Genomic DNA, 24,910 nt, shown 5'->3' on the forward strand with positions numbered 1-24,910 from the left:
ACGCGGTGTCATGGATCGGTGACTTCCCGCCGATCACTGACTCGTCCTCTCGCCCTCGCGGCCGTCGTCGCTCTCACCGCCGTGTCCTGCTCCACGGGCGGCGGTGACGACGCTGCCGGCTCGACCCCCTCGTGCGTCGCCGGCGGAGGCGGCACCCCCGTCACCGCGGACCCGGGCACGGGACCGGACGGTGCGCCGGAGGTCGCCACCGGCTACCGCACCGGAATGACCGCGGTGCGCACCGCCACGTACGCGGTGTCGACCGCCAACCCGGTGTCGACGGAGGCGGCGTGCGAGGTGCTGCGCGACGGCGGGACCGCGGCCGACGCGCTGGTCGCGGCGCAGACGGTGCTCGGGCTGGTCGAGCCGCAGAGCTCCGGTATCGGCGGCGGCGCCTTCCTGCTGTACTACGACGCCGAGTCGCGGAGTCTGCGTGCCTACGACGGCCGTGAGACTGCCCCCGCCTCCGCTACCGCGAACTATCTGCGCTTCGTGGACGACACGGCTGCCCCGGGTGCACCCGCCGATCTGTCCGTGCCGAAGCCCGATGCCCGGTCGAGCGGCCGCGCGATCGGCGTTCCCGGCGTCGTCCGCATGCTGGACGACGTCCACCGCGATCACGGGAGCAAGGAGTGGCGGTCACTGTTCGATCCGGCCATCGCGCTGTCCGACGACGGCTTCGAGATCAGCCCGCGGATGGCGTCGTCCATCGCCGACTCGGCGCCGAAACTGGCACTCGATCCGGCCTCTCGCGACTACTTCCTCGAGCCGGACGGCAGCCCGAAGGCGGCGGGGACGACGCTGACGAACCCCGCGATGGCCAAGACGCTCGGCGCGATCGCCGGCGAGGGTGCCGACGCGTTCTACACCGGTGCGCTGGCGCAGTCGATCGTCGACGCGACGGCGGACACGACGGGCGGGCGCACCCCCGGCCGGCTGACACTCGACGACCTCGCCGGATACGAGGCGAAGGAGCGGGACGCGGTGTGCGTGCCGTACCGCGACACGGACGTGTGCGGCATGCCGGGCCCGTCGTCGGGCGGTATCGCGGTCGCGTCCACGATGGGCATCCTGTCCCACTTCGACATGGAGCAGTACGCACCCGCCTCCCCCGATGCCGACGGCGGAGTCCCCGACGCGGAGGGCGTCCATCTCATCGCCGAGGCGGAGCGCCTCTCGTACGCCGACCGCGACAAGTACGTCGCCGATCCCGACTACATCCCCCTGCCCGGCGGCAGCCCCGCCGAGCTGCTCGATCCGGGCTACCTCGAGCAGCGCGCCCGCACCATCGATCCCGCTCGCAGCATGGGCACGGCTCAGCCGGGTGATTTCGGCCCGATCCCCCTGAGCAGCTACGCCGGTCCGGAGGCAGGGACCAGTCACCTCAGCATCGTGGACAGCGCGGGGAACGTCGCGTCGATGACCACCACGGTGGAGTCGGCGTTCGGCTCCTTCCACATGACGGAGGGTTTCCTTCTCAACAACCAGCTGACCGACTTCTCTGCCGCACCCGAGGGTCCCGACGGAGTGGCCGTGGCCAACCGCGTGGAGCCCGGCAAGCGCCCTCGCAGTTCGATGGCGCCGACGATCGTGTTCGACCGCGGGGACGACGGAGCGCGGGGCGACGTGCGGCTGGTGACCGGATCACCCGGCGGTTCGGTGATCATCCAGTTCGTCGTGAAGAACCTCGTCGGCATGCTCGACTGGGGCCTGGATCCGCAGCAGGCCGTGTCCGCCGTGAACGTGGGTGCGGCCAACGCGCCGACGACGAACGTGGGCGGCGAGCACCCGAACATCGACGCGCAGAACGACGGTGCCGCAGATCCGCTGGTGTCGGCTCTGCGGGCGATGGGCCACCAGGTGTCGGTGGCCGATCAGTCCAGCGGCTCGAGTGCCCTGGTCCGAACGGACGACGGCTGGATCGGCGGTGCCGATCCACGACGCGAGGGTGTCGTCATGGGAGACGCGATCGAGTGACCTCGATCAGCTCGCTGCGGCGTACTTCTGCTCGAGAGAGCGGAACGTACGCGCGGCGTGCACCGCGTACTCGCGATCGTTCGACTGGATCGCCATGACCGGCACGTACTCGTCGTCCGGCAGTTCCACGCGAGCCCAGCTCGATCCGGGCGAGAAGGACAAGCCGCGCACCAGGTCCCACGGGATCAGCTTCTCGGTGACGAGGTTGCGCACCAGCACGCCCTGCGCTCCGACCTTGATCCGCGGACGGGTCAGCAACAGCACGCCCGCGGCCATGCCGCACCCGATGGCGATCATGGCGAACTGGTCCACGCGCTGGAAGAACACTCCGGTGTTGCCGGTCCGCAGCAGAATCCCCAGGGTGGTGTGCACGATGACGAGGAGCGCGGCGACACCGACGGCGTACTTCGCGCTCTTGCGCGGCCGCGCCTCCAGTTCCCACTGCTGACTCGGTGCTTCGGTCACGACGGACTCCCGTGACGCAGACCCTTCAGCGTCAACGCCGTGTCGACGGCGGCTGCGACGGCCTGCGCACCCTTGTCCTCCTTGGACCCGGGAAGACCTGCGCGATCGAGTGCCTGCTGCTCGTCGTTCACGGTGAGCACTCCGTTGGTGACCGGGGTGGACTCGTCCAGCGACACTCGGGTGAGCCCGGCGGTCACGGCGTCGCACACGTACTCGAAGTGCGGTGTCCCGCCCCGGATCACGACGCCCAGAGCCACCACCGCGTCGTGGGTGCGGGCGAGCTGCTGCGCGACCACCGGGATCTCGATGGCTCCGGCGACGCGCACGAGAGTCACGTTCCGCAGTCCCACCTCGTCGGCCTTGCGGAGTGCGCCGTCCACGAGTGCGGTGCTGACCTTCTCGTGCCACTGGCCCGCGACGATCGCGACCTCGAGGTCCTCGGCGCCCGAGAGCTGCAGGACCGGTTCGCCCTCGCCGCTCATCAGAGGCCACCGGCGTCGGGGGTGACCACCGGCGTCTCGAAATCGTCCAGTCCGACGAGATCGTGGCCCATCCGGTCACGCTTGGTGCGCAGGTAGGTCAGGTTCTCGGCGTTGGCGCGCAGCGGCATCGGCACCCGCTCGGTGATGTGCAGGCCGTAACCGTCGAGGCCGACCCGTTTGGCCGGGTTGTTGGTCAGCAGACGCATCGACGAGATGCCCAGGTCGACGAGGATCTGCGCTCCGATGCCGTAGTCCCGCGCATCGGCGGGCAGGCCGAGCGCGAGGTTGGCGTCGACGGTGTCGGTGCCGGCGTCCTGCAGCTGGTAGGCCTGCAGCTTGTGCAGCAGGCCGATGCCGCGGCCCTCGTGACCGCGCATGTAGAGCACGACTCCGCGACCCTCCTGCGCCACCATGTCGAGCGCTGCGTCCAACTGCGGACCGCAGTCGCAGCGCAGCGAGCCGAACACGTCGCCGGTCAGACACTCGGAGTGGACGCGGACCAGGACGTCGCTGCCGTCGCCGTCGGGCCCGGCGATGTCGCCGCGCACCAGCGCCACGTGTTCGACGTCCTCGTAGACGCTCTGATAACCCACCGCGCGGAACTCGCCGTGCGCCGTCGGGATGCGCGCCTCGGCGATGCGCACCACGTGCTTCTCGTGCTTGCGTCGCCAGGCGATGAGGTCGGCGATGGAGATGAGCGCGAGGTCGTGGTCGTCGGCGAAGACACGGAGTTCGTCCGTGCGGGCCATCTCGCCCTCGTCCTTCTGCGACACGATCTCGCAGATGACGCCGGCCGGGCGCAGATCCGCCATTCGGGCGAGGTCGACCGCGGCCTCGGTGTGGCCGGGGCGACGCAGCACGCCACCCTCCTTCGCCCGCAACGGGACGACGTGACCGGGACGGGTGAAATCGTTCGCGCCGGTGTCGGGATCCGCGAGCAGACGCATGGTGGCGGCGCGGTCCGATGCCGAGATGCCCGTACCGATACCGACGCGCGCGTCGACGGTCACGGTGTACGCGGTGCCGTGCTTGTCCTGGTTCGTGGAGTACATGGGAGGCAGTCCGAGGCGATCGCAGTCCTCGCCCGACAGCGGAACGCAGAGGTATCCCGAGGTGTACCGCACCATGAAGGCCACCAGCTCCGGTGTGGCCTTCTCTGCGGCGAAGATGAGATCGCCCTCGTTCTCGCGGTCCTCGTCGTCGACGACGACGACGGCCTTGCCGGCGGCGATGTCGGCGACAGCGCGCTCGATGGTGTCGAACCTGGTCACGCCGTGCGCTCCCCACGTCTGCTGCCCGCAGTGTCGGGCAGATCCTGTGCTCTCAAGACTACGACCCCCGCTGTGGGGGCCGATGTTCAGTCGACCTTCTGCAACCGCTCGACGTACTTCGCGATCACGTCGACCTCGAGGTTGACCTGCGTTCCCGCCTCTGCCTCGCCCAGTGTGGTGAGCGACAGGGTGGTGGGAATCAAAGAGATTTCGAAGTACTGGTCGTCCTTCTCGCCGCCCAGTGCGGACACCGTCAGCGACACCCCGTCGACCGTGATGGACCCCTTGTGCACGACGTATCGGGCGATGTCACGGGGCAGCGAGACGCGTACCACGGTCCAGTTGTCCGACGGGGTGCGCGAGAGCACCACCCCGGTCCCGTCGACGTGGCCCTGGACGAGATGCCCGCCGAGCCGCGATGCGAGCGAAGCGGCACGCTCGAGGTTCACCGGTGACCCCACGGCCAGGGACTGCAGTGACGAACGGTTCAGTGTCTCCTGCATCACGTCGGCCGTGAACGCGCCGTCCGCGACCTCGACGACGGTGAGGCACACGCCGTTCACGGCGATCGAATCTCCGTGCGACGCATCGGAGGTGACCAGCGGGCCACGCACGGTGAAGCGAGCCGCGTCCGCCAGATCCTCCTTGGCGGTGACACTGCCCAGTTCCTCGACGATTCCGGTGAACATGCTCGTCATCCTCTCGGCACCTGCTGGTGCAGTGATCTCTGTTCGGCTCAGTGGTCGGACGACCGTAGCGGAGCGAGCTGGACGAGCAGATCGTCGCCCAGCGCCTCCACCGACTCTCGTCGAAACCTCATCGCTTCGGCAATTGTTCCGACACCCGTCCCCCGCACGGCGGTCGGACCCTCACCCAGCACGACAGGGGCGATGTACGCCGTGACACGGTCGACCAGGCCCGCCGACAGGAACGCTCCGGTGAGGGTCGATCCGCCCTCCAGCACCACGTCGGTCAGATCCGCGAGGGCCGCCGTCACCGCGAGCGGGTCACGGGTCCGCACGATGCGGGTGGGGGCGGAGTCGTCGAGGATCCGAGACCCGGCAGGGATGTCGCGCAGCCCGACGACCACGCGGACCGGCTGGTGTGCGGCGAGCGACCCGTCGGGCAGTCGCGCCGTCAGCACCGGATCGTCGGCGAGCACGGTCCCGGTACCGACGACGACGGCATCGACGCGGGCGCGCTCGGCGTGGACGTGTGCACGAGCGATCTCCCCCGTGATCCAACGGCTGGTGCTGTCCGGTGCCGCGGTGCGGCCGTCGAGCGTGGCGGCGTACTTCCACGTGAGCATCGGACGCCCGGTGCGCTGCCGATGCAACCAGGCACGCATCGGCCCGGCCGCGGCGAGATCGGCGAGAACGCCGGACCGTACCTCGACGCCGGCACGGCGCAGAGTCTCCGCGCCGCCCGCCGCCAGCGGGTTCGGATCGCCGAGCGCGTGCACGACGCGGACGACCCCCGCACGCAGCAACGCCTGCGAGCACGGACCCGTGCGCCCCGTGTGGTCGCACGGCTCCAGCGTCACCACGGCGGTGCCGCCGCGCGCTCGCTCGCCCGCCTGCGCGAGCGCGACGACCTCCGCGTGGGGGCCGCCCGGTGCCGCGGTGGCGCCGACTCCGGCCACCAGCCCGTCCCGGTCCAGCACGACGGCGCCGACGGGCGGGTTGGGAGTGCTGACACCACGCGCCGCGACCGACGCCTCGATCGCCCGCCGCATCGCGGCATCGATCGGGTCGAGGCTCCCGGTCACCGGCCGGACAGGTGCGGCGAGGCGTTCGCGGCGGAGTCTCGCAGCGAACGCACGGCACCCGCGGGGTCGCTGGTCGAGTACACCGCCGAGCCCGCGACGAAGCAGTCGATGCCCGCGGCAGCGGCCTGCTCCACGGTGTCGGCGTTGATGCCGCCGTCGATCTCGATCACCAGCGTCAGGTCACCCGAATCGACCAGCCGGCGGACGGCGCGTGCCTTGTCCAGCACCTCCGGCATGAAACTCTGGCCGCCGAATCCCGGTTCGACGCTCATGATCAACAGAGTGTCGAAATCCTTCAGGACCTCCAGGTACGGCTCGATCGAGGTGCCTGGCTTGACCGACAGCCCAGCCTTCGCGCCCGCCGCCCGGATGTCGCGAGCGACCGCGCGCGGATCATCGGTGGCCTCGGCGTGGAACGTCACGTTGTACGCGCCGGCCTCGGCGTAGGGCGGCGCCCAGCGGGCCGGGTCCTCGATCATGAGGTGGCAGTCGAGCGGGATGTCGGTCGCCTTCAGCAGGCTCTCCACCACGGGCAGACCCAGGGTGAGATTCGGGACGAAGTGCGCGTCCATCACATCGACGTGCAGCCAGTCGCTGCCCGCGACGGCAGCGGCCTCGTCGGCGAGCCGCGCGAAATCGGCGGACAGGATGGACGGTGCGATCATCGGGTGCTGCGGAGTCTGGGCCACGGGCGATCAGCCTAGTAGGTCCGGATCCACCTGTATCAGAGCGTCGTCGATGTGACCGGCGAGGAGGTACTGACCCTCGTCGGTCGGGTGATCACCGTCGTCCTGGATGATCAGCGGGTCCGCCAGCCACTCCTGCGGCAGCGCGTCGACATAGTCCAGACCGGCCGACACCGCGGCGGCGGAGACGGCGGCGTCCACGTCCCACATCTCCTCGCTCACCGCCTCCCCGCTCCAGATCGGTCCGATGACGACGATGCGGGCCTCGGGAGAGCGCTCGCGCAGCGACGCGTACAGGTCGGTGGCGTCGGCGAGCACGTCCGCCGGATCCGCGTCGACGTCGTTCTCGCTGCCGACCACGAGGATGACCGTCGGGTTCTCCTCGGTGGCGTAGGCGACCTGGTCCGCGAACGTGCCGAGATAGTCGTCGCCCGCCTCGTAGCCCGCGCCGCCGAGGCTCGCGTTGGTCACCTCGAATCCGTGCTCCTCCGCCAGGACGTCCGGCCACACCACGTCGTTCAGGGAGCCTGCGGAGAAGGAGTCGCCGATCACCGACACGCGGACCGCGCTCGACGCCGACTCTGCCGCGACCACGCGCTCCGCGTCGGCGGTCCGCGCCGAGGCCGTACCTGCCGTCGCCGACGGGGACAGCGAGCAGCCACCCAGCACCGCGACCGAAGCGAGGGCGGCCACCGATGCCCCGCGCGCGCGGCGTCGAAGGAGTCGCAGAGTCACGTCCCTGTTGTACCCGCGAGTCGTTGCCGGCCGGTAACGAGCGCGGTCAGGAGGCATCCTTGCGCAGCGCGGCGAAGAACATCGCGTCCGTTCCGTGTCGGTGCGGCCACAGCTGCACCGACGTTCCCGAGGCCGCCCGCGGTACGCCGGGCGCGAGTGTCGCGGTGTCGAGCGCGGTCAGACCGTGACGTCGGACCGCATCGGCCACGACGCCGACCGTCTCGGACAGGTGCGGCGAACACGTCGAGTAGAGGACCACCCCGCCCGGACGCACCAGGTCCACTGCTGCCGCGAGCAACTCGCGTTGCAACGTCACCAGACCCGCCACGTCGCTCGCCTGACGACGCCACCGCGCCTCGGGGCGACGACGGAGCGCGCCCAGGCCGGTGCAGGGTGCGTCGACGAGGACGCGGTCGTATCCCGCGTCCAGTCCGCTCGCACGACCGTCTACCGCGTGCACGGTGACCGGGAGATCGCGCACCGTCTTGCGGACCAACTCGGCTCGATGCTCGGACGGTTCCACGGCATCGACCGTCGCACCGTCGATCGCCGCGATGGCGCCGAGCAGCGCAGCCTTGCCGCCGGGACCGGCGCACAGATCCAACCACCGACCTCCGTCCGGCCCGTCGAGCTCCGCGAGCGTCAGAGCCCGCGCGACCAGCTGACTACCCTCGTCCTGGACGCCGGCCAGCCCCTCACGTACGGCGTCGAGGCGACCCGGATCGCCGCCACTGTCCAGATGCACCGCGTACGGCGACCACGGTCCGGGCTCACCACCGGTGATCGACGCGAGCTCGTCCGCCGAGATCTCGCCGGGCCGCGCCACCAGGTGCACCAGTGGGCGGGCGTCGTCGGCGGCGAGCGCCTCGTCCAGCTCCGCCGCATCCGCTCCCAGCGCATCGTTGAACGCCTGTGCGATCCAGGCGGGATGCGCGTGCCGGAAGGCCGAGTGCCCCACCGGATCTCGCTCGGCGTCGGGAGCCAGCAACTCGACCCACTCCGCTTCCGTGCGCTCGGAGACGCGGCGCAACACGGCGTTGACGAACCCTGCCTGACCCTGCCCGGCCTCGCTCCGGACCAGGTCGACCGACGTCGCCACCGCAGCGTGCGGGGCCACCCGCGTACGCAGCAACTGGTACGCACCGAGCCGGAGGACGTCCAACAGTCGACCGTCGATGTCCGACACCGGACGCGAGGCCGCGTGCTCCACCACCGCGTCCAGCACCCCCTGTGCGCGGGCCGCGCCGTACGCCAACTCCGTCGCGAGGGCGGCATCACGCTCGTTCAACCGGCGATCCCGGAGCAGACCCGGGAGCACCAGGTTCGCGTACGCGTCACGCTCCCGCACCGCGCGCAGGACGTCCCGTGCCGCGATCCGAGCCGGGTCCAACCCCGCCTCGGCCGGATTCGGGCGACCCGGCTGCTTCGGACGCGAATTCCCCGACCGCCCAGCGGCCTTGCCCGAACCCCCGGCCACCGCCGGCCGGCCTCCGGCCTTCCCGCTCTCACTCGGCCGGCCTCCGGCCTTCCCGCCCCGCTTACGAGGACCGCCGGACCCCGGTGTCTGCTCACCGCTCATCGTGCAGTCGCTCCGTTCACATCGCGGGCGCCGCGCGCCCAGTCGGTCGCTGCCATCTGCTTCTTGCCGTGCGGCTGTACGAGCCCGAGCGACACGGCCGTCGTCGCGGTACCCACCAGAACCGCCTTCTTCCGTACCTCGACGAGCCCGGGTTCGAGCTCCTCGTCGGTGATCGTCACCGGACCGATCTTGACGCGGACGTCGCCGATCTCGGTCCACGCTCCGGGTGCCGGTGTCACGCTCCGGATGTGCCGGTCGATCAGGTGCGCTGCACGACCGAAGTCGATGCGGGCCGAATCCACGGTCACCTTCGGCGCGTGTGACACGCCGTCGCTCGACTGCGGAACCGCCTGCAGTGCACCGTCGTCGATCCCGTCGAGGGTGGACGCGAGCAACTGGCTCCCGCTGTCCGCGAGCCGGGTCAACAGATCTCCCGCGGTGTCCGTGGGGCGCACCCTCTCGGTCACGACCCCGTACACCGGACCGGTGTCCAGCCCCTGCTCGAGAAGAAATGTCGACGCGCCGGTGACCTCGTCACCCGCGGCGATCGCGGCCTGCACCGGCGCGGCCCCGCGCCAGGCCGGCAGCAGGGAGAAGTGCAGATTGATCCAGCCGTGTCGCGGGATTCCGAGCACCGGCTGCGGCAGCAGAGCACCGTAGGCGACGACGGGACAGCAGTCCGGTTCCAGATCGCGAAGCGCGGCCATCGCCTCGGGATCGGACGGCTTCGCGGGTTGCAGCACCGGGATTCCGTGCTCGTCGGCCAACATCGCGACGGGCGACCGCACGACCTTGCGGCCCCGGCCGGCCACCGTGTCGGGCCGGGTGAGCACACCGACCACCTCGTGACGGGGGGAGTCGAGAAGTCGCCGCAGCGACGGGAGAGCGGGGTCGGGAGTACCGGCGAAGACGAGGCGCACGCCGTTCACCCTATGCGGAGCGGGTCGACCTGGATTCGCAGCGCCGACGCGGTCTTCTTCGCTCCCACCACGGCCCGTGCCTCACCGAGTGCGCGGGAGAGGGCCGCACCGGACGATCGCGGGACGCGGACCAGCATCCGCTCGACGGGCGCGGACGAGTCGGCGTCGATCTCGCTGCCGAACGGCAGCCGCTCGCCGGGTGGCAGGTCCACGGGTCCCAGCGTGACGGCGTCGTCCGGGAGCCGCGCCGAGTCCAGCAGGGCGCGCAGCGATTCGGTGGTGCCGTCCACGGCGGCGATGTGCACCGCGGGTGGAAACCCGACCTCGGTGCGTTCGGCGAGTTCGGTGCGCGCGTGTCCGACGGGGTCCCACCGCACCAACGCCTGCACGGTGGGCAGTCCCGAATCGGCGACCACGACCACCTCACCGCCCTCGGTCGACGGGCGCACGAGGGTGGCGGCGGCCATCCAGCGGCGAAGGGTCTGCTCGGCGGCGCGCAGATCCGCTCGACCCAGCAGCGCCCACCCGTCCAGCAGCAGCGCGGCACCGTAGCCGCCGTCCGCGACGGGCTCGGCGCCCACGGTGGACACGACGATGGCCGGGCCGCCCGGCACCGTGTCGAGCACCGAGGTGCCGCCGGACTGCCGCACGGTGACTCCGCTGAACGCCCGGCCCAGTTCCTCCGCCGTCCGTCCCGCGCCGACCACGACGGCGCGCAGTGCTCGTGAACCGCACGTGGGGCACGAGTACGACGGGTCGGCGGTACCGCACCACTTGCACGTGGGGCTGCCCGCACCGTCGGCGCCGGGCGCGGACGGCAGCGCCAGGGGTCCGTGGCACCGTCGGCACCGGGCGGGCGTCCTGCACTTGGAGCAGGCGAGGGAGGGCACGTACCCGCGCCGCGGGACCTGGACCAGCACGGGGTGCCCGGCGGTGAGCGACGCTCGGGCCGCCGCGAAGGCGATCGCCGGGAGCCGCGCCGCGCGCGCCCCGGGGTCCCGGGCGAGCGCGTGGTCGCTGTCCGCGAGAGCGGTGACCCGTGGAACGCGCCCACGGACAATGTCGCGGGTGGCCACGAGATCGTGCGCCCATCCCGTCTCGACCAGAGCCTGCGCTTCCGCCGTACGAGAAAATCCGCCCACCACGGCGGCGCACCCGGCTCGGTGTGCACGCAGCAACGCGACCTCACGGGCGTGGGGGTACGGCGCACGCGGCTCCGACAGCGAGTCGTCGCCGTCGTCCCAGACGACCACCAGTCCCGGGTCGTGCACCGGGGCGAAGACGGCGCTGCGCGTGCCGATCACGACGCGAGCGCGGCCCCGAGCGGAAGCGAGCCACCGTCGGTAGCGTTCTGCGGGACCGAGCCCCGCGGCGAGCGCGACCACCGCGTCGTCGTCGAGGACGGCCCGACAGGCGGTGTCCACGCGATCGAGATCGCGCTGGTCCGGGACGACGAGAACGGCTCCCCGTCCGGAGGACACGGCCACGGCGGCCAGGTCGGCGAGCCGGGCGGCCCAGTCCTCCCCCGGCAACGCCTGCCAGACCGCCCGCGGCGCCCGACCGCCGCCGAGCGCGTCGAGGAAATCGGCGCCGTGCCGGTACGCGGACCACTCGTCGCGGCGGAGGACGGGGATCGACTGCACACCGGAGGCGAGGGATTCGTTCTCCACCCGCGCGTGTCGGGGTGGAATCGCGAGACGAAGAACGTCCGGACGGGTGCCGGCGTAGCGCGTCGCGACGGCGTCGACGAGGCCGAGCAGTTCGGGGCCGAGCACCGGCTCGGCGGAGACCACCTTGTCGAGGAAGCCGAGCTTCCCCGGATGGTCGCTGGTGTCGAGGCGGGCGAGCAGGAACCCGTCGACCAGACGCCCGGCGAAGCGGACGCGGACACGCACACCGGGCTGCGCCACGGCATCGAGTTCGGCGGGGACGACGTAGTCGAAATCGCGATCGAGGTGGGACAACGCGAGCATGGGAAGCACGCGGGCGATCGGCCTGGTGGGGGCCGGTGAGCGCACACCGGATGCGGTGGCACTCACCGACCGACCCCTTTCAGACGATGATCACGAAGTGGAGCGAGACGTTACAGACCTGCGGCGGACCGCAACTTCTCGGCGCGGTCGGTGTTCTCCCACGGCAGATCGATGTCCGTGCGGCCGAAGTGGCCGTACGCCGCGGTGGGCGCGTAGATCGGACGCAGCAGGTCCAGATCACGGATGATCGCGCCGGGACGCAGGTCGAACACGTCGGTGATGGCGGACTGGATCTTGAGCGGATCCACGTTCTCGGATCCGAACGTCTCGACGAACAGGCCGACGGGAGCGGCCTTGCCGATGGCGTAGGCGACCTGTACCTCGACCCGCTCCGCCAGGTCCGCGGCCACGACGTTCTTGGCCACCCACCGCATCGCGTACGCGGCACTGCGGTCGACCTTCGACGGATCCTTACCCGAGAACGCGCCGCCGCCGTGGCGGGCCCAGCCACCGTAGGTGTCGACGATGATCTTGCGACCGGTCAGACCGGCGTCGCCCATCGGCCCGCCGAGGACGAACTTGCCGGTGGGATTGACGAGCAGGCGTACCGACGAGGTGTCGAGCGAATCGTGCCCGAGCTCGGCCAGCACGGCCTCGAGGACATGCGTCCGGATGTCCGGGGTCAGCATGTTCTCGAGATCGATGTCGGCCGCGTGCTGGGTGGAGACGACGACGGTGTCGAGGCGGACGGCCTTGTTGCCCTCGTACTCGATGGTGACCTGAGTCTTGCCGTCGGGACGCAGGTACGGCAGCACCTCGGTCTTGCGCACCTCGGTGAGGCGACGCGCCAGCCGGTGCGCCAGTGCGATCGGCAACGGCATGAGCTCGGGCGTGTCCTTGATGGCATAGCCGAACATCAGGCCCTGGTCACCGGCACCCTGGCGGTCGATCTCGTCGTCCGTCAGACCCTCGACACGGGACTCGTGCGAGTTGTCGACGCCCTGAGCGATCTCCGGGGACTGCGCGCCGATGGCGACGTTGACGCCACAGGAGTTGCCGTCGAAGCCCTTGGCCGACGAGTCGTAGCCGATCTCGAGCACCTTCTCGCGCACGATGTGCGGGATGTCGGCGTACGCGGTGGTGTTGACCTCACCGGCGACGTGAACCTGCCCGGTGGTCACCAGGGTCTCGACGGCGACGCGTGCGCGCGGATCGTCGGTAAGGAGCGCATCCAGGATGGAGTCGCTGATGGCGTCGCAGATCTTGTCGGGATGACCCTCGGTGACGGACTCGCTGGTGAAGAGCCGACTGGCGGACGTGCTCACAGATGTTTCCTCTCGTACACGCATGAATGTGTCGACATGATCGAACCGCTCCCCGAGACGCCAGTCGACGATAGACGGAGCCACCGACGTCTCGAGTACTGCGGGTCACCGCGAGTCGTCGGCGCTCGTACACTCCTGCGACGTCGGTGACGGTTGACGCACGCGCAACAGGGGCACCAACGCATCGATCACACGAGACGACATGAGCGCCTTCGATCCGTGTTCGAGCGCCAGCTCGGTCCCGTCCGCGGACAGGATCCAGCCGTCGTTGTCGTCCATCTCGAATGCTTTACCCTCACCGACCGCATTCACAACCAGGAGGTCGCACTTCTTGCGCGCCAGCTTGGCGCGGGCGTGCGTCAACACGTCACCGTGCTGGTCGCCCGTCTCGGCCGCGAAGCCGACGATCGCGGCATCCGCGGCCAGGTCACCGGCATCGCGTGCGGCGACGAGGCCGGCCAGGATGTCGGCGTTGCGCGTGAGCGGGATGGTGTCCGGCTCGTCGGCACCCTTCTTGATCTTGCTGGTGGCGAGCGTCGTCGGCCGGAAATCGGCGACGGCGGCGGCCATGATCACCGCGTCGGCACCGACGGCGGCGGCCGTGACCGCGGTGCGCATGTCCTCGGCGGTGCGGACCGTCTCGACGCGGACGCTGGCGGGCGCGGACAGGTCACTGGTGTAGCCGGAGATCAGCAGCACGTCGGCACCGCGCTGGGCGGCGACTCGCGCGAGCGCATATCCCTGCTTGCCGGAACTGCGGTTGCCGAGGAACCGCACCGGGTCCAACGGCTCGCGCGTGCCGCCGGCGGAGACGACGACGCGCCGCCCCTCGAGGTCACGAGGCAACGCATCGGGCCGTTCGAGCAGCAGCTCGGCGATGCCGGCGATCTCGTCCGGCTCGGGCAGACGGCCGGCTCCGGTGTCCTTGCCGGTGAGCCGACCCGAGGCCGGCTCGATCACCGTGACACCGCGGCGTCGCAACGTCGCGACGTTCTCGACGGTCGCGGGGTGGTCCCACATCTCGGTGTGCATGGCGGGCGCGAACACGATCGGGCACCGCGCGGTGAGCAACGTCGCCGTCAGCAGGTCGTCGGCGCGTCCGGCAGCGGCCCGCGACAGCAGGTCGGCCGTGGCCGGGGCGACGACGACCAGATCGGCGTTCTGGCCGAGGCGGACGTGCGGTACCTCCGGGACGTCGGCGAACACTCCGGTGTGCACCGGGTTACCCGACAACGCCTCGAAGGTGGCCCGGCCGACGAACTGCAGCGCGGACTCGGTGGGGACGACGCGGACATCGTCCCCCGCCTCGGTGAAGTGGCGGATCAGCCCGCACGCCTTGTACGCGGCGATCCCTCCCCCGACACCGACCACGACGTGACGCCGTGTCGCCGTGTCCGAGGGAGACAGGGAACTCACTCGCCTTCGACGTGCTCGAGAAGGTCGGCGTGGATCTCGCGCATGGCGATGGACAGCGGCTTCTCCTGCAGACCCGGCTCGACGAGGGGGCCGACGTACTCGAGGATGCCGTCACCGAGCTGGTTGTAGTAGTCGTTGATCTGACGCGCGCGCTTGGCGGCGTAGATGACCAGCGCGTACTTCGACGACGTCCGATCGAGCAACTCGTCGATGGGCGGGTTGGTGATGCCCAGCGGGGTGTCGTACGTCGCCACGTCGATACGGGAGAAGGAATCGGACACGTTCGCCAAGGGACTACTCACAAATGCTCCTGAAGATTCACCGGGGCGGATGCCTCGGAAGAGAAAACTGGTGTTACCTGTGCGGTCACGCGGTCCCGAACTCACCGTTCGGGACGCCACCGACCAACAAGGATACCAACTCCGCGCACGCTCGGTCGACATCATCGTTCACGATGACCGTGTCGAACTCGTCGGACGCCGCCAATTCCTCGCGCGCGGTCTCGAGCCGGCGCTCGATGACGTCCTGCGGTTCGGTGCCGCGGCCGGTGAGCCGACCCACCAGCACGTCCCAGGAGGGCGGCGCGAGGAACACGAGCAGAGCCTCCGGGGCGGCGGCACGGACCGCGCGCGCCCCCTGCAGGTCCACCTCGAGGAGAACCGGCTCACCGGCGGCGAGCGCGCGACGCACGGGCTCGGCGGGCGTACCGCTGCGGTGCAGGCCGCGGTGGATCTCCGCCCATTCGAGCAGATCACCGGCCTCGATCATGCGATCGAACTCCGCGGCGTCCACGAACCGGTAGTCCTGTCCGTGCACCTCACCGGGGCGGGGGTCGCGCGTCGTCGCCGACACGCTGAAGTACAGATCGGGAAGCTGCTGACGCACCTTCGCGACCACACTGGACTTACCGACGGCGGAAGGGCCGGCCAGTACCACCAGCCGGCCCTTCCTGAGCGAGGAGTCCTCGCTCGACACTGCCGTCGACTCGTTGTCGGTCGACACGTCGCTGTCAGGCCTCGAAATCGAACCTGGCGAGAAGCGCCTTGCGCTGACGATCGCCCAGTCCGCGCAGGCGGCGGGTGGGTGCGATCTCCAGCTCGGTCATGATCTCCTGCGCCTTGACCTTGCCGACCTTGGGCAGGGCCTCGAGCAGCGCGGACACCTTCATCTTGCCGAGGATCTCGTCCTCTTCGGCGTCCTTGAGGACCTGCTTGAGGTCGGTGCCGCCGCGCTTGAGGCGTTCCTTGAGCTCAGCCCGGACACGACGAGCTTGTGCCGCCTTCTCCAAGGCAGCAGCGCGCTGCTCATCGGTCAACTGGGGAAGGGCCACGGTTCCTCCGTCTCATCGGTGAATCTCTGTCGAGAAGTGCATTCCGTACCCGCGTCACGCGATGTGCGCGAGCCGGCCGTTCTGGTACATCCAGTCACTGCCACCGGATTGACCAGCGGCGATAGCGACCGTACCCGGGCAGGGCGCCGATTGCGAACTTGCCCCCCGCCGCCGTGTCGCCTCGATGGTGGTCTATGCGAGGGCGTGCTCGACGGCGTCGCGAGCGATGACCGCTGCCTCCCGCAGAGCCGCCACGTCCGGACCGTGTCGCAGCACGTCGCGGGAAGAGTTGGGCAGCAACAACTCTGACGAGCCCTGGAACAGGGACGGCAGGTCCTGCGCGGTGGCACCCTGGGCGCCGAGTCCGGGCGCGAGGATCGGCCCCGGGAACGTCCGCAGATCGAGCCCGTGTCCGCGTGTCGCACCCACCACCAGACCCATGACGTCGTCGTTCGCCCGCGCATTGACCGCCGCGGCCTCGTCGACCACGGCCTGCGCGACGCTCGCACCGGTGGGGGTGACGGCCTGTTGCAGCGTCGCCCCCTCGGGGTTCGACGTGCGTGCGAGCACGAACAGGCCGCAACCGTGCTCAGTCGCCTGCTCGACGAACGGCGCCAGCGCACCCACCCCGAGGTAGGGCGAGACCGTCACGGCGTCCGAGGCGAGTGGTGAGGACGGGTCCAGCCACGCCCGGGCGTACGCCTCGGACGTGGACCCGATGTCCCCACGCTTCGCGTCCGCGACGACGAGCACGCCCGCCGCACGCAGATCGGCGATGGTCCGCTCGAGCACGGCCAGTCCGCCGGACCCGAAGCGCTCGAAGAACGCCACCTGCGGCTTGACCACCCCGATGTCCGACGCGAACGCCTCGACGCAGAGACGCGCGAAGCGGTCGAGGCCCGACACGGAGTCGTCGAGGCCCCACGAGGCGAGGATCGCCGCGTGCGGATCGATGCCGACACACAGGCGTCCCCGCGACCGGACGGCCGCGGTCAGCTTCCTGCGCCACACCCCGGCCTCCGGACGTCCCGTCACCGAGGAGTGACCTGTTCGGCCGGCCCGGTGCCCGCTCGCAGGTACGTCGTGAGCGAGCTGTGCAGATCCTGGAGCGACTGCACCCCGATGTCGCCGCGGATGCTCGCCTCGATGCCCTGCACCGCCGCGGCGGCACCCTGCACGGTGGTGATGCACGGAATGTTCCGCGCCACCGCGGCACTGCGGATCTCGTACCCGTCGACCCGCGGGCCGGAGTTGCCGAACGGTGTGTTGAACACCATGTCGACCTCGCCCTCGCGGATCAGGTCCACGATGGTCCGCTCGCCGGCCTCGAGCACGTCGGAGTGCTTGCGCACCACGTCGCTGCTGATGCCGTTGCGGCGCAACATCTCCGCCGTTCCCTCGGTCGCGAGGATGCGGAAACCCAGATCGGCGAGCCGCTTGACCGGGAACACCATCGACCGCTTGTCGCGGTTCGCGATGGACACGAAGATCGACCCCGTCGTCGGCAGCGAGCCGTACGCGGCGGTCTGACTCTTCGCGAACGCGGTACCGAAGTCCGCGTCGATCCCCATCACCTCGCCGGTCGACTTCATCTCGGGGCTCAGGAGGGTGTCGACGCCACTGCCGTCCGCCTTGCGGAACCGGTTGAAGGGCAGCACGGCCTCCTTGACCGCGACCGGTGCGTCGAAGGCAGCGTGGCCACCGTCGCCGGTGGGCGGCAACACACCGTCCGCCCGCAACTCCGCGATGGTCGCGCCGAGAGCGATCCGGGCGGCGGCCTTCGCGAGCGGCACCGCCGTGGCCTTGGAGACGAAGGGCACCGTCCGGCTCGCACGGGGGTTGGCCTCGAGCACGTAGAGGACGTCGTCCTTGAGGGCGTACTGCACGTTGAGCAGCCCGCGGACCCCGATGCCGAACGCCAGCGCCTCCGTCGACCGGCGAACGGCATCGATGTCGGTCCGGCCGAGTGTGATCGGGGGCAGCGCACACGCGGAGTCGCCGGAATGGATGCCGGCCTCCTCGATGTGCTCCATGACGCCGCCGAGGTAGACCTCGGTGCCGTCGCAGAGGGCGTCGACGTCGATCTCGATCGCGTCCTCGAGGAACCGGTCCACCAACACGGGGTGTTCGGGCGTGAGCTCGGTGGCGCGGGAGATGTAGTCGTCCAGCGACGCCTCGTCGTAGACGATCTCCATGCCGCGTCCGCCCAGCACGTACGACGGACGTACGAGCACGGGGTAACCGATCTCGCCCGCGATGCGCTTCGCGCCGTCGAACGTGGTGGCCGTGCCGAACTTCGGCGCGGGCAGACCGGCGGCGACGAGCACCTCACCGAACGCCTTGCGGTCCTCTGCCAGATCGATCGCCTCGGGCGACGTGCCGACGATCGGCACACCCGCGTCCTGCAGTCGCTGGGCGAGACCGAGCGGCGTCTGTCCGCCGAGCTGGCAGAGGACGCCGACGACACCGGGTCCGCCCTCGCCCGACTCCTTCTCCGCCAGATACACCTCGAGCACGTCCTCGAACGTGAGCGGCTCGAAGTACAGACGATCTGCCGTGTCGTAGTCGGTGGAGACGGTCTCGGGGTTGCAGTTCACCATCACGGTCTCGTAGCCGGCGGCCGAGAGCGTCGTGGCCGCGTGCACGCACGAGTAGTCGAACTCGATGCCCTGGCCGATGCGGTTCGGACCGGAGCCCAGGATGAGTACCTTGCCGAGCGTGGTCTGCGGGGCCACCTCGGTCTCCGCGCCGGGATCGAGCTCGTACGTGGAGTAGTGGTACGGCGTCTTGGCCTCGAACTCCGCGGCGCACGTGTCGACGGTTTTGAACACGGGCCGCACTCCCAGCCGGTGGCGCAGCGAGCGCACCCCGTCCTCGCCCGCGAGCTCGGGACGCAGTGCCGCGATCTGCCGATCGGACAGGCCCGAGTGCTTCGCCCGACGCAAGAGGTTCTCGTCGAGGACGGGAGCGTCGAGCAGCCGGGTCCGCAGTTCCACCAGACCGGCGATCTCGTCGATGAACCACGGGTCGATACCGGACGCGGCCGCGACCTCCTCGACGGTGCCGCCGAGGCGCAGTGCCAACTCGGCGTCGTAGATGCGTCCCTCGGTGGGAACCTTCAGGTCGGCGAGCACCGACTGCAGATCGTGCGCCCGCTCCCCCGCCAGCACCTCGTCCGACGTGGTCCAGAATCCGGTGGCCTTGGTCTCGAGCGACCGCAGCACCTTGCCCAGCGCCTCGGTGAAGTTGCGGCCCAGGCTCATCGCCTCGCCGACCGACTTCATCGTCGTCGTGAGGGTGGCGTCGGCTCCGGGGAACTTCTCGAACGCGAAGCGCGGCGCCTTGACGACGACGTAGTCCAACGTCGGCTCGAAACAGGCCGGTGTCTCGCCCGTGATGTCGTTGACGATCTCGTCGAGGCTGTACCCCACCGCGAGCTTCGCCGCGATCTTGGCGATCGGGAATCCCGTCGCCTTGGAGGCGAGTGCACTCGACCGCGAGACGCGTGGGTTCATCTCGATGACGATCAGGCGACCGTCCTTCGGATCGATCGCGAACTGGATGTTGCATCCGCCCGTGTCGACGCCGACCTCGCGGAGGATGGCGATGCCCAGATCGCGCATCTTCTGGTACTCGCGGTCGGTGAGCGTCATCGCCGGAGCGACCGTCATGGAGTCGCCCGTGTGCACACCCATCGGGTCGACGTTCTCGATGGAACACACGATCACCACGTTGTCGCGGTTGTCGCGCATCAGCTCGAGCTCGTACTCCTTCCACCCGTAGATGGACTCCTCGATGAGCACGTTGGCGGACGGCGACGCGGCCAGTCCGCCGCCGGCGAGACGCTCGAGATCCTCGGTCGTGTACGCCATGCCGGAGCCGAGACCGCCCATGGTGAAGCTGGGCCGGATGACGACGGGCAGGCCGAGTTCGGCGACGGTGTCGTGCACCTCGGCCATCGTGTAGCAGACACGCGACCGGGCACTCTCGCCGCCGACCTTCGCGACGATGTCCTTGAACTTCTGGCGATCCTCACCGCGCTGGATGGCCTCGAAGTCGGCTCCGATGAGCTCGACGTCGTACTTCTCGAGAATCCCCTGCTCGTGCAGAGCCACCGCGCAGTTGAGCGCCGTCTGGCCGCCGAGAGTGGCGAGCACCGCGTCGATGGGATGGCCCTCGGCCTTCTCCTTCGCGATGACCTTCTCGACGAACTCCGCCGTGATGGGCTCGACATAGGTGGAGTCCGCGAACTCGGGGTCCGTCATGATGGTCGCCGGGTTCGAGTTCACGAGGCTGACCCGCAGGCCCTCCTCGCGGAGCACACGGCAGGCCTGCGTTCCGGAGTAGTCGAACTCGCAGGCCTGACCGATGACGATCGGTCCGGATCCGATGACCAGGATGTGCTGGAGGTCTGTGCGCCGTGGCATTACTGGCCGGCTTTCTTGTCGAGGAGCTGCAGGAAACGGTCGAAGAGGTACTCGGCGTCGTGCGGACCGGCCGCGGCCTCGGGGTGGTACTGCACCGAGAACGCCGAGTCGTCGAGCAGGCGGACACCTTCGACGGTGCCGTCGTTCGCGCACGTGTGGCTGACGATCGCCCGGCCGAACGGGGTGTCGAACTCCTCGCCGGCCTCGCCCTCGAGCGCGAACCCGTGGTTCTGGGCCGTGATGGAGATGCGGCCCGTGCCGTGTTCGATCACCGGGATGTTCATGCCGCGGTGACCGAAGGTCATCTTGTAGGTGGAGCGGCCGAGTGCGCGGCCGAGGATCTGGTTGCCGAAGCAGATGCCGAACAGCGGGGTGCCGTCACCGAGCACCTGCTCGGTCAGACGCACCACGGAGTCCGCGGTGGCCGGGTCGCCCGGTCCGTTGGACAGGAACACGCCGTCCGCGCCGAGTGCCCGCACCTGGTCGATGTCGGCGTTCGCCGGGACCACGTGGACCCGGATTCCCCGCTGCGCGAACATGCGCGGCGTGTTCGACTTGATGCCGAGGTCGACCGCGACGACCGAGTACCGGGGCTCACCCTCGGGATCGACCGTGTAGCCCTCGGTCGTGCTCACCTCGCCCGCCAGGTCCGCACCCACCATGCTCGGCTGACTGCGCACGGTCTCGATCAGCGCGTCGACGTCGGTGAGGGCCTCTCCGGAGAAGATGCCCGCCTTCATCGACCCGCGGGTGCGCAGGTGCCGCACCAGCGCGCGGGTGTCGATCTCGGCGATGCCGACGACGTCCTGCCGCGCCATCTCCTCGCCCAGGGTGCCGGTCGAGCGCCAGCTCGAGCTCCGGCGGCTGGGGTCGCGGACGGCGAACCCGGCGACCCACATACGGGAGTCGTCGGCGTCGCCGGTGCGTCCGACGGACTCGTTGTCCTCACCGTTCCAGCCGGTGTTGCCGATCTGCGGGGCCGTGGCCACCACGATCTGGCGGTGGTAGCTCGGATCGGTCAGCGTCTCCTGGTAGCCGGTCATGCCGGTGCAGAACACCGCCTCGCCCAGGGTCGAACCCCGGGCTCCGAACGCGGTGCCACGGAAGATGCGCCCGTCCTCGAGGACCAGTGCCGCGGCGTCCTGGGTGCTCACGCGGTCTCCTTCTCGTCACTGCTCGTGTCGTCCACCCACTGCGGGTAGACCGTCTTGTCGTCGGCTCGGAAGCCGGTGTCGATTTCGGTGCCGGTGGGCAGTTCCCAGCGGACGACCAGCAGGCCGTCCCTGGTCATGACCTTGCCGGCGAGGCCACGCTCGGTCCGCACGGCGCGGAGCGAGTCGGCGGGCATCCAGATGTCGGACTCCCCCGTGCGCTCGAGCAGGATGCCCGTCTCGTAGCGCGTCAGTGTTCCGGTGGCGCGATGGCCCATGTCGCCCACGGCGATCCGGTTCTGCCAGCTCGGGGCCAACGTCGATCCCACGTACAGACCGGTACAGGCCGGGGTGAGGACGGCGCCGAGCTGCTCCGGCACGGCCGGGAGGGTTCCGATCGCGTCGGCCTGACGCTTCTGACGGTTCTTCCAGCCCCAGATGATCAGGCCGATCATGGCGACCCAGAACACGAGGAAGCCGACCACCAACAGCACTCTGTCCATCTAGTTCATCCCTCCCGAAGGCGCGGCCGCGACTCCGTCGCGGCTGGTGATTCGTCCGCGCAGCAGCGTCGCGGTGACCTTCGCGGGCAGCTCGAGCGACTCGTACGGGGTGTTGGCGGACAGCGAGGCCAGATCCTTCGGGACGACCGTCCACCGGACGTCCGGGTCGACGATCGTCAGGTTGGCGGGCTCTCCGACCGCGATGGGCCGTCCCTGGTCGGTGAGCCCGACGATCTCCGCCGGTCGCTCGCTCATGACCCGTGCGACGCCGCGCCAGTCGAGCAGACCGGTCTCCACCATGGTCGTGACGATCACCGACAGGGCGGTCTCGAGGCCGAGCATGCCGGGTCGGGCCTGCGAGAACTCGCAGCACTTGTCCTGCTCGGCATGCGGCGCGTGATCGGTGGCCACGCAGTCCACGACACCCGAAGCCAGCGCCGCGCGCAGCGCCTGGACGTCGGAGGCCTCCCGCAACGGCGGGTTCACCTTGTTCACGGCGTCGTAGGTCTCGAGACGCGTGTCGTCCAGGAACAGATGGTGCGGTGTCACCTCGGCGGTGATGGCGATGCCCTGCTTCTTCGCCCAGTCGAGGAGCTCGACGGTGCCGGCGGTGGAGGCGTGGCAGATGTGGACGCGGCTGCGCGCGTCCCGCGCGAGGATCGCGTCGCGGGCGACGATGGATTCCTCCGCGGACCGGGGCCATCCGGTCAGGCCCAGCCGCGCCGCGGTCGGACCCTCGTGGGCGACGGCACCTTCGGTGAGCCGCGGCTCCTCGGCGTGCTGGGCGATGAGCACTCCCAGGCCGGCCGAGTACTCGAGGGCGCGGCGCATCAGCAGTGGGTCGGCGACGCAGTGACCGTCGTCCGAGAACATCCGGACAGCACCGACACCGGCGTTCATGGTGGCCATCTCCGCCAGGGCCTTGCCCTGCAGGCCCACGGTGACGGCGCCGACGGGGTGGACGTCGACCAGCCCGACCTCCTGGCCGCGACGCCAGACGTGGTCGGTGATCACCACGGAGTCCGCGACCGGCGACGTGTTCGCCATCGCGAAGACGGCGGTGTATCCGCCGAGAGCTGCTGCGGCGGAACCGGTCTCGATGGTCTCGGTGTCCTCGCGGCCCGGCTCCCGCACATGGGTGTGCAGATCGACGAAGCCGGGCAACAGAACGCCACCGGCACCGTCCACGATCTCGGCACCCTCGGGAACGGTGACGTCCGCGCCGATCGCGTCGATGACGCCGTCCGAGACCACCACGTCCACGGGATCACCCTCGCCGTAGGGGCGCACCGAGCGCAGCACCACGGTCCCGCTCATCGAGCGAGTCCCGGTGTCGGCTCGGATCCGATGAGCAGGCGGAACAGCACTGCCATACGCACGTGCACTCCATTCTGGACTTGTTGCAGGACGGCGGTCTCGGGTGCGTCGGCGACCGAGAAACCGATCTCCATGCCGCGGAGCATCGGACCGGGGTGCAGCACCACCGCGTGGTCGGGAAGCAGATCGAATCGCTTCTGCGACAACCCGTATCCGATGGAGTACTCCCGCGCCGACGGGAAGAAGCCACCGTTCATGCGTTCGGCCTGGACGCGCAGCATCATGACGGCGTCGAGCGCCGGCAGCTCGGAGTCGAGCGACGGTGCCACGGTGACGGGCCAGGAGTCGATGCCGACCGGCAGCAGAGTGCGCGGCGCGATGACCACCACCTCCGCACCGAGGGTGGCCAGCAGGAACGCGTTGGACCGCGCGACGCGGCTGTGCAGGACGTCACCGACGATGGCGATGCGGCGGCCCTCGATTCCGCCGAGGCGCTGGCGCAACGTCAGCGCGTCGAGCAGGGCCTGGGTGGGATGCTCGTGCGTGCCGTCGCCGGCGTTGATCACGGCCGGCCCCGATCCGTCGGGCAGGGCCGTCCACTGGGCGATGCGGTGCGCCGCACCGGACGCGGGGTGCCGCACGATCAAGGCGTCCGCGCCGGCCGCTCGCAGGGTGAGGGCGGTGTCGCGCAGCGACTCGCCCTTCGACGCGGACGAGCTGCTCGCGCTGACGTTGATGACGTCCGCGCTCATCCACTTGCCCGCCACCTCGAACGACACTCGGGTACGCGTCGAGTTCTCGTAGAAGACGGTCATGACCGTCTTGCCGCGCAGAGTGGGGAGTTTGCGCACGTCGCGGCCGAGCAGCGCCTGCTCGAAGCGCTCCGCTTCGTCCAGGATGTCGGTCGCGTCGTCGCGGCTCAGATCCATCGTCGACAGCAGGTGCCGGGCGCTCACGAGAGCTCCACCCCGTCTCGACCGTCGTGCTCGTCGAGCAGTACCGAGACGTCCTCGGTGCGCGCGGTCGGCACGTTCTTGCCCACGTAGTCCGCGCGGAGCGGGAGTTCGCGGTGGCCGCGGTCGATGAGCACCGCGAGCTGCACGGCCCGCGGACGCCCGAGATCGCGGAGAGCGTCGAGTGCGGCGCGCACCGATCGGCCGGAGAACAGCACGTCGTCGACGATCACGACGAGAGCGCCGTCCACGCCGGTGTCGGGCATCGAGGTGCGCTCGAGCGCCCGATGTGGCTTGCTGCGCAGATCGTCGCGGTAGAGCGTGATGTCGAGAGAGCCGACCGGCGGGCGGAGTCCCGAGTACTCCTCGATCCGCGCCGCGAGACGCGTGGCGAGAGTGGAACCGCGAGTGGGGATTCCCACGAGAACCAGCGGAGCGGCATCGGCCGAGCCGAACGCGGTCTTCTCGATGATCTGGTGGGCCATCCGGGCGATGGTGCGGCCGACGTCCGCCGACGACAACAGCTCGCGGGACTGGCCTGCTGAACCGGGGGTACCGGGCTCGTCTGAGGACACGAGAACAGGTGACCTCCTTCTCCGCCTCACTGGACGGATCGTTAAAGGATGTCTGAC

The 24,910-nt window shown here is 70.0% G+C and carries 23 protein-coding genes; 1 reads left to right on the plus strand and 22 read right to left on the minus strand.

Annotation, left to right across the window (positions count from 1 at the left end; all coding sequences use genetic code 11):
* The first annotated feature begins 18 nt into the window (after positions 1 to 18).
* Positions 19 to 1,977, plus strand: coding sequence for a gamma-glutamyltransferase family protein (locus tag JOE30_RS14765; RefSeq protein ID WP_307806191.1), 1,959 nt, complete (start codon positions 19 to 21; stop codon positions 1,975 to 1,977).
* A gap of 6 nt (positions 1,978 to 1,983) precedes the next feature.
* Here JOE30_RS14765 and JOE30_RS14770 read toward each other — a convergent pair whose 3' ends face one another.
* The 22 genes from JOE30_RS14770 to pyrR form a co-directional block, all read right to left on the minus strand.
* Positions 1,984 to 2,442 carry a PH domain-containing protein gene (locus tag JOE30_RS14770; protein WP_204867525.1) on the minus strand — a complete coding sequence of 153 codons (459 nt, stop codon included), beginning with the start codon at positions 2,440 to 2,442 and terminating at the stop codon, positions 1,984 to 1,986.
* Positions 2,439 to 2,924 (minus strand): 6,7-dimethyl-8-ribityllumazine synthase, encoded by a 486-nt coding sequence (gene ribH / locus JOE30_RS14775; protein WP_027505272.1) that lies wholly within the window; start codon positions 2,922 to 2,924, stop codon positions 2,439 to 2,441. Before ribH ends, JOE30_RS14770 begins: the two co-directional genes overlap by 4 nt.
* Positions 2,924 to 4,195, minus strand: coding sequence for a bifunctional 3,4-dihydroxy-2-butanone-4-phosphate synthase/GTP cyclohydrolase II (locus tag JOE30_RS14780; RefSeq protein ID WP_051613220.1), 1,272 nt, complete (start codon positions 4,193 to 4,195; stop codon positions 2,924 to 2,926). Before JOE30_RS14780 ends, ribH begins: the two co-directional genes overlap by 1 nt.
* 86 nt (positions 4,196 to 4,281) lie before the next feature.
* Positions 4,282 to 4,884 (minus strand): riboflavin synthase, encoded by a 603-nt coding sequence (locus JOE30_RS14785; protein WP_204870423.1) that lies wholly within the window; start codon positions 4,882 to 4,884, stop codon positions 4,282 to 4,284.
* A gap of 47 nt (positions 4,885 to 4,931) precedes the next feature.
* Positions 4,932 to 5,930, minus strand: a complete 999-nt coding sequence (ribD, locus tag JOE30_RS14790; RefSeq protein ID WP_204870426.1) for a bifunctional diaminohydroxyphosphoribosylaminopyrimidine deaminase/5-amino-6-(5-phosphoribosylamino)uracil reductase RibD — start codon at positions 5,928 to 5,930, stop codon at positions 4,932 to 4,934.
* 29 nt (positions 5,931 to 5,959) lie between these two features.
* Positions 5,960 to 6,628, minus strand: coding sequence for a ribulose-phosphate 3-epimerase (gene rpe, locus JOE30_RS14795; RefSeq protein ID WP_204870425.1), 669 nt, complete (start codon positions 6,626 to 6,628; stop codon positions 5,960 to 5,962).
* Positions 6,629 to 6,658: 30 nt separating this feature from the next.
* Entirely contained in the window at positions 6,659 to 7,384 is a 726-nt protein-coding gene (locus JOE30_RS14800) for an SGNH/GDSL hydrolase family protein (protein ID WP_204867526.1), read from the minus strand.
* Between the two features lie 46 nt (positions 7,385 to 7,430).
* Complete coding sequence (locus JOE30_RS14805; protein WP_204867528.1) at positions 7,431 to 8,963, minus strand: RsmB/NOP family class I SAM-dependent RNA methyltransferase; 1,533 nt, start codon at positions 8,961 to 8,963, stop codon at positions 7,431 to 7,433.
* Complete coding sequence (fmt, locus tag JOE30_RS14810; protein WP_204867530.1) at positions 8,960 to 9,883, minus strand: methionyl-tRNA formyltransferase; 924 nt, start codon at positions 9,881 to 9,883, stop codon at positions 8,960 to 8,962. The genes JOE30_RS14805 and fmt overlap by 4 nt, the downstream gene beginning before the upstream one ends.
* A 5-nt stretch (positions 9,884 to 9,888) precedes the next feature.
* Positions 9,889 to 11,856 (minus strand): primosomal protein N', encoded by a 1,968-nt coding sequence (locus JOE30_RS14815; RefSeq protein ID WP_204870427.1) that lies wholly within the window; start codon positions 11,854 to 11,856, stop codon positions 9,889 to 9,891.
* A gap of 110 nt (positions 11,857 to 11,966) precedes the next feature.
* Positions 11,967 to 13,181 carry a methionine adenosyltransferase gene (gene metK / locus JOE30_RS14820; protein WP_204867532.1) on the minus strand — a complete coding sequence of 405 codons (1,215 nt, stop codon included), beginning with the start codon at positions 13,179 to 13,181 and terminating at the stop codon, positions 11,967 to 11,969.
* A 105-nt stretch (positions 13,182 to 13,286) separates the two neighbouring features.
* Entirely contained in the window at positions 13,287 to 14,597 is a 1,311-nt protein-coding gene (coaBC, locus tag JOE30_RS14825) for a bifunctional phosphopantothenoylcysteine decarboxylase/phosphopantothenate--cysteine ligase CoaBC (RefSeq protein WP_204867534.1), read from the minus strand.
* On the minus strand, positions 14,594 to 14,899 hold the full coding sequence (gene rpoZ / locus JOE30_RS14830) for a DNA-directed RNA polymerase subunit omega (protein WP_027505263.1): 306 nt from the start codon (positions 14,897 to 14,899) through the stop codon (positions 14,594 to 14,596). Before rpoZ ends, coaBC begins: the two co-directional genes overlap by 4 nt.
* A 64-nt stretch (positions 14,900 to 14,963) precedes the next feature.
* Positions 14,964 to 15,533, minus strand: coding sequence for a guanylate kinase (gene gmk, locus JOE30_RS14835; protein WP_056445214.1), 570 nt, complete (start codon positions 15,531 to 15,533; stop codon positions 14,964 to 14,966).
* Positions 15,534 to 15,606: 73 nt separating this feature from the next.
* Complete coding sequence (gene mihF, locus JOE30_RS14840) at positions 15,607 to 15,927, minus strand: integration host factor, actinobacterial type (protein ID WP_027505261.1); 321 nt, start codon at positions 15,925 to 15,927, stop codon at positions 15,607 to 15,609.
* A 192-nt stretch (positions 15,928 to 16,119) separates the two neighbouring features.
* Positions 16,120 to 16,962 carry an orotidine-5'-phosphate decarboxylase gene (gene pyrF / locus JOE30_RS14845; RefSeq protein ID WP_307806192.1) on the minus strand — a complete coding sequence of 281 codons (843 nt, stop codon included), beginning with the start codon at positions 16,960 to 16,962 and terminating at the stop codon, positions 16,120 to 16,122.
* Entirely contained in the window at positions 16,959 to 20,354 is a 3,396-nt protein-coding gene (gene carB, locus JOE30_RS14850) for a carbamoyl-phosphate synthase large subunit (RefSeq protein WP_204867535.1), read from the minus strand. The genes pyrF and carB overlap by 4 nt, the downstream gene beginning before the upstream one ends.
* Positions 20,354 to 21,508, minus strand: a complete 1,155-nt coding sequence (carA, locus tag JOE30_RS14855) for a glutamine-hydrolyzing carbamoyl-phosphate synthase small subunit (protein ID WP_027505259.1) — start codon at positions 21,506 to 21,508, stop codon at positions 20,354 to 20,356. The genes carB and carA overlap by 1 nt, the downstream gene beginning before the upstream one ends.
* The gene (locus JOE30_RS14860) at positions 21,505 to 22,008 is read right to left on the minus strand and encodes a transporter (protein ID WP_204867537.1); all 504 of its coding nucleotides are present in this window, start codon (positions 22,006 to 22,008) and stop codon (positions 21,505 to 21,507) included. The genes carA and JOE30_RS14860 overlap by 4 nt, the downstream gene beginning before the upstream one ends.
* Complete coding sequence (locus tag JOE30_RS14865; RefSeq protein ID WP_204867539.1) at positions 22,009 to 23,325, minus strand: dihydroorotase; 1,317 nt, start codon at positions 23,323 to 23,325, stop codon at positions 22,009 to 22,011.
* The gene (locus JOE30_RS14870; protein WP_307806193.1) at positions 23,322 to 24,281 is read right to left on the minus strand and encodes an aspartate carbamoyltransferase catalytic subunit; all 960 of its coding nucleotides are present in this window, start codon (positions 24,279 to 24,281) and stop codon (positions 23,322 to 23,324) included. Before JOE30_RS14870 ends, JOE30_RS14865 begins: the two co-directional genes overlap by 4 nt.
* Positions 24,278 to 24,853 (minus strand): bifunctional pyr operon transcriptional regulator/uracil phosphoribosyltransferase PyrR, encoded by a 576-nt coding sequence (gene pyrR, locus JOE30_RS14875; RefSeq protein WP_204867541.1) that lies wholly within the window; start codon positions 24,851 to 24,853, stop codon positions 24,278 to 24,280. Before pyrR ends, JOE30_RS14870 begins: the two co-directional genes overlap by 4 nt.
* Positions 24,854 to 24,910 lie beyond the last annotated feature (57 nt).

Origin of the sequence: Rhodococcus sp. PvP016 (assembly GCF_017832185.1) — a bacterium.
Taxonomy (GTDB): Bacteria; Actinomycetota; Actinomycetes; order Mycobacteriales; family Mycobacteriaceae; genus Rhodococcoides.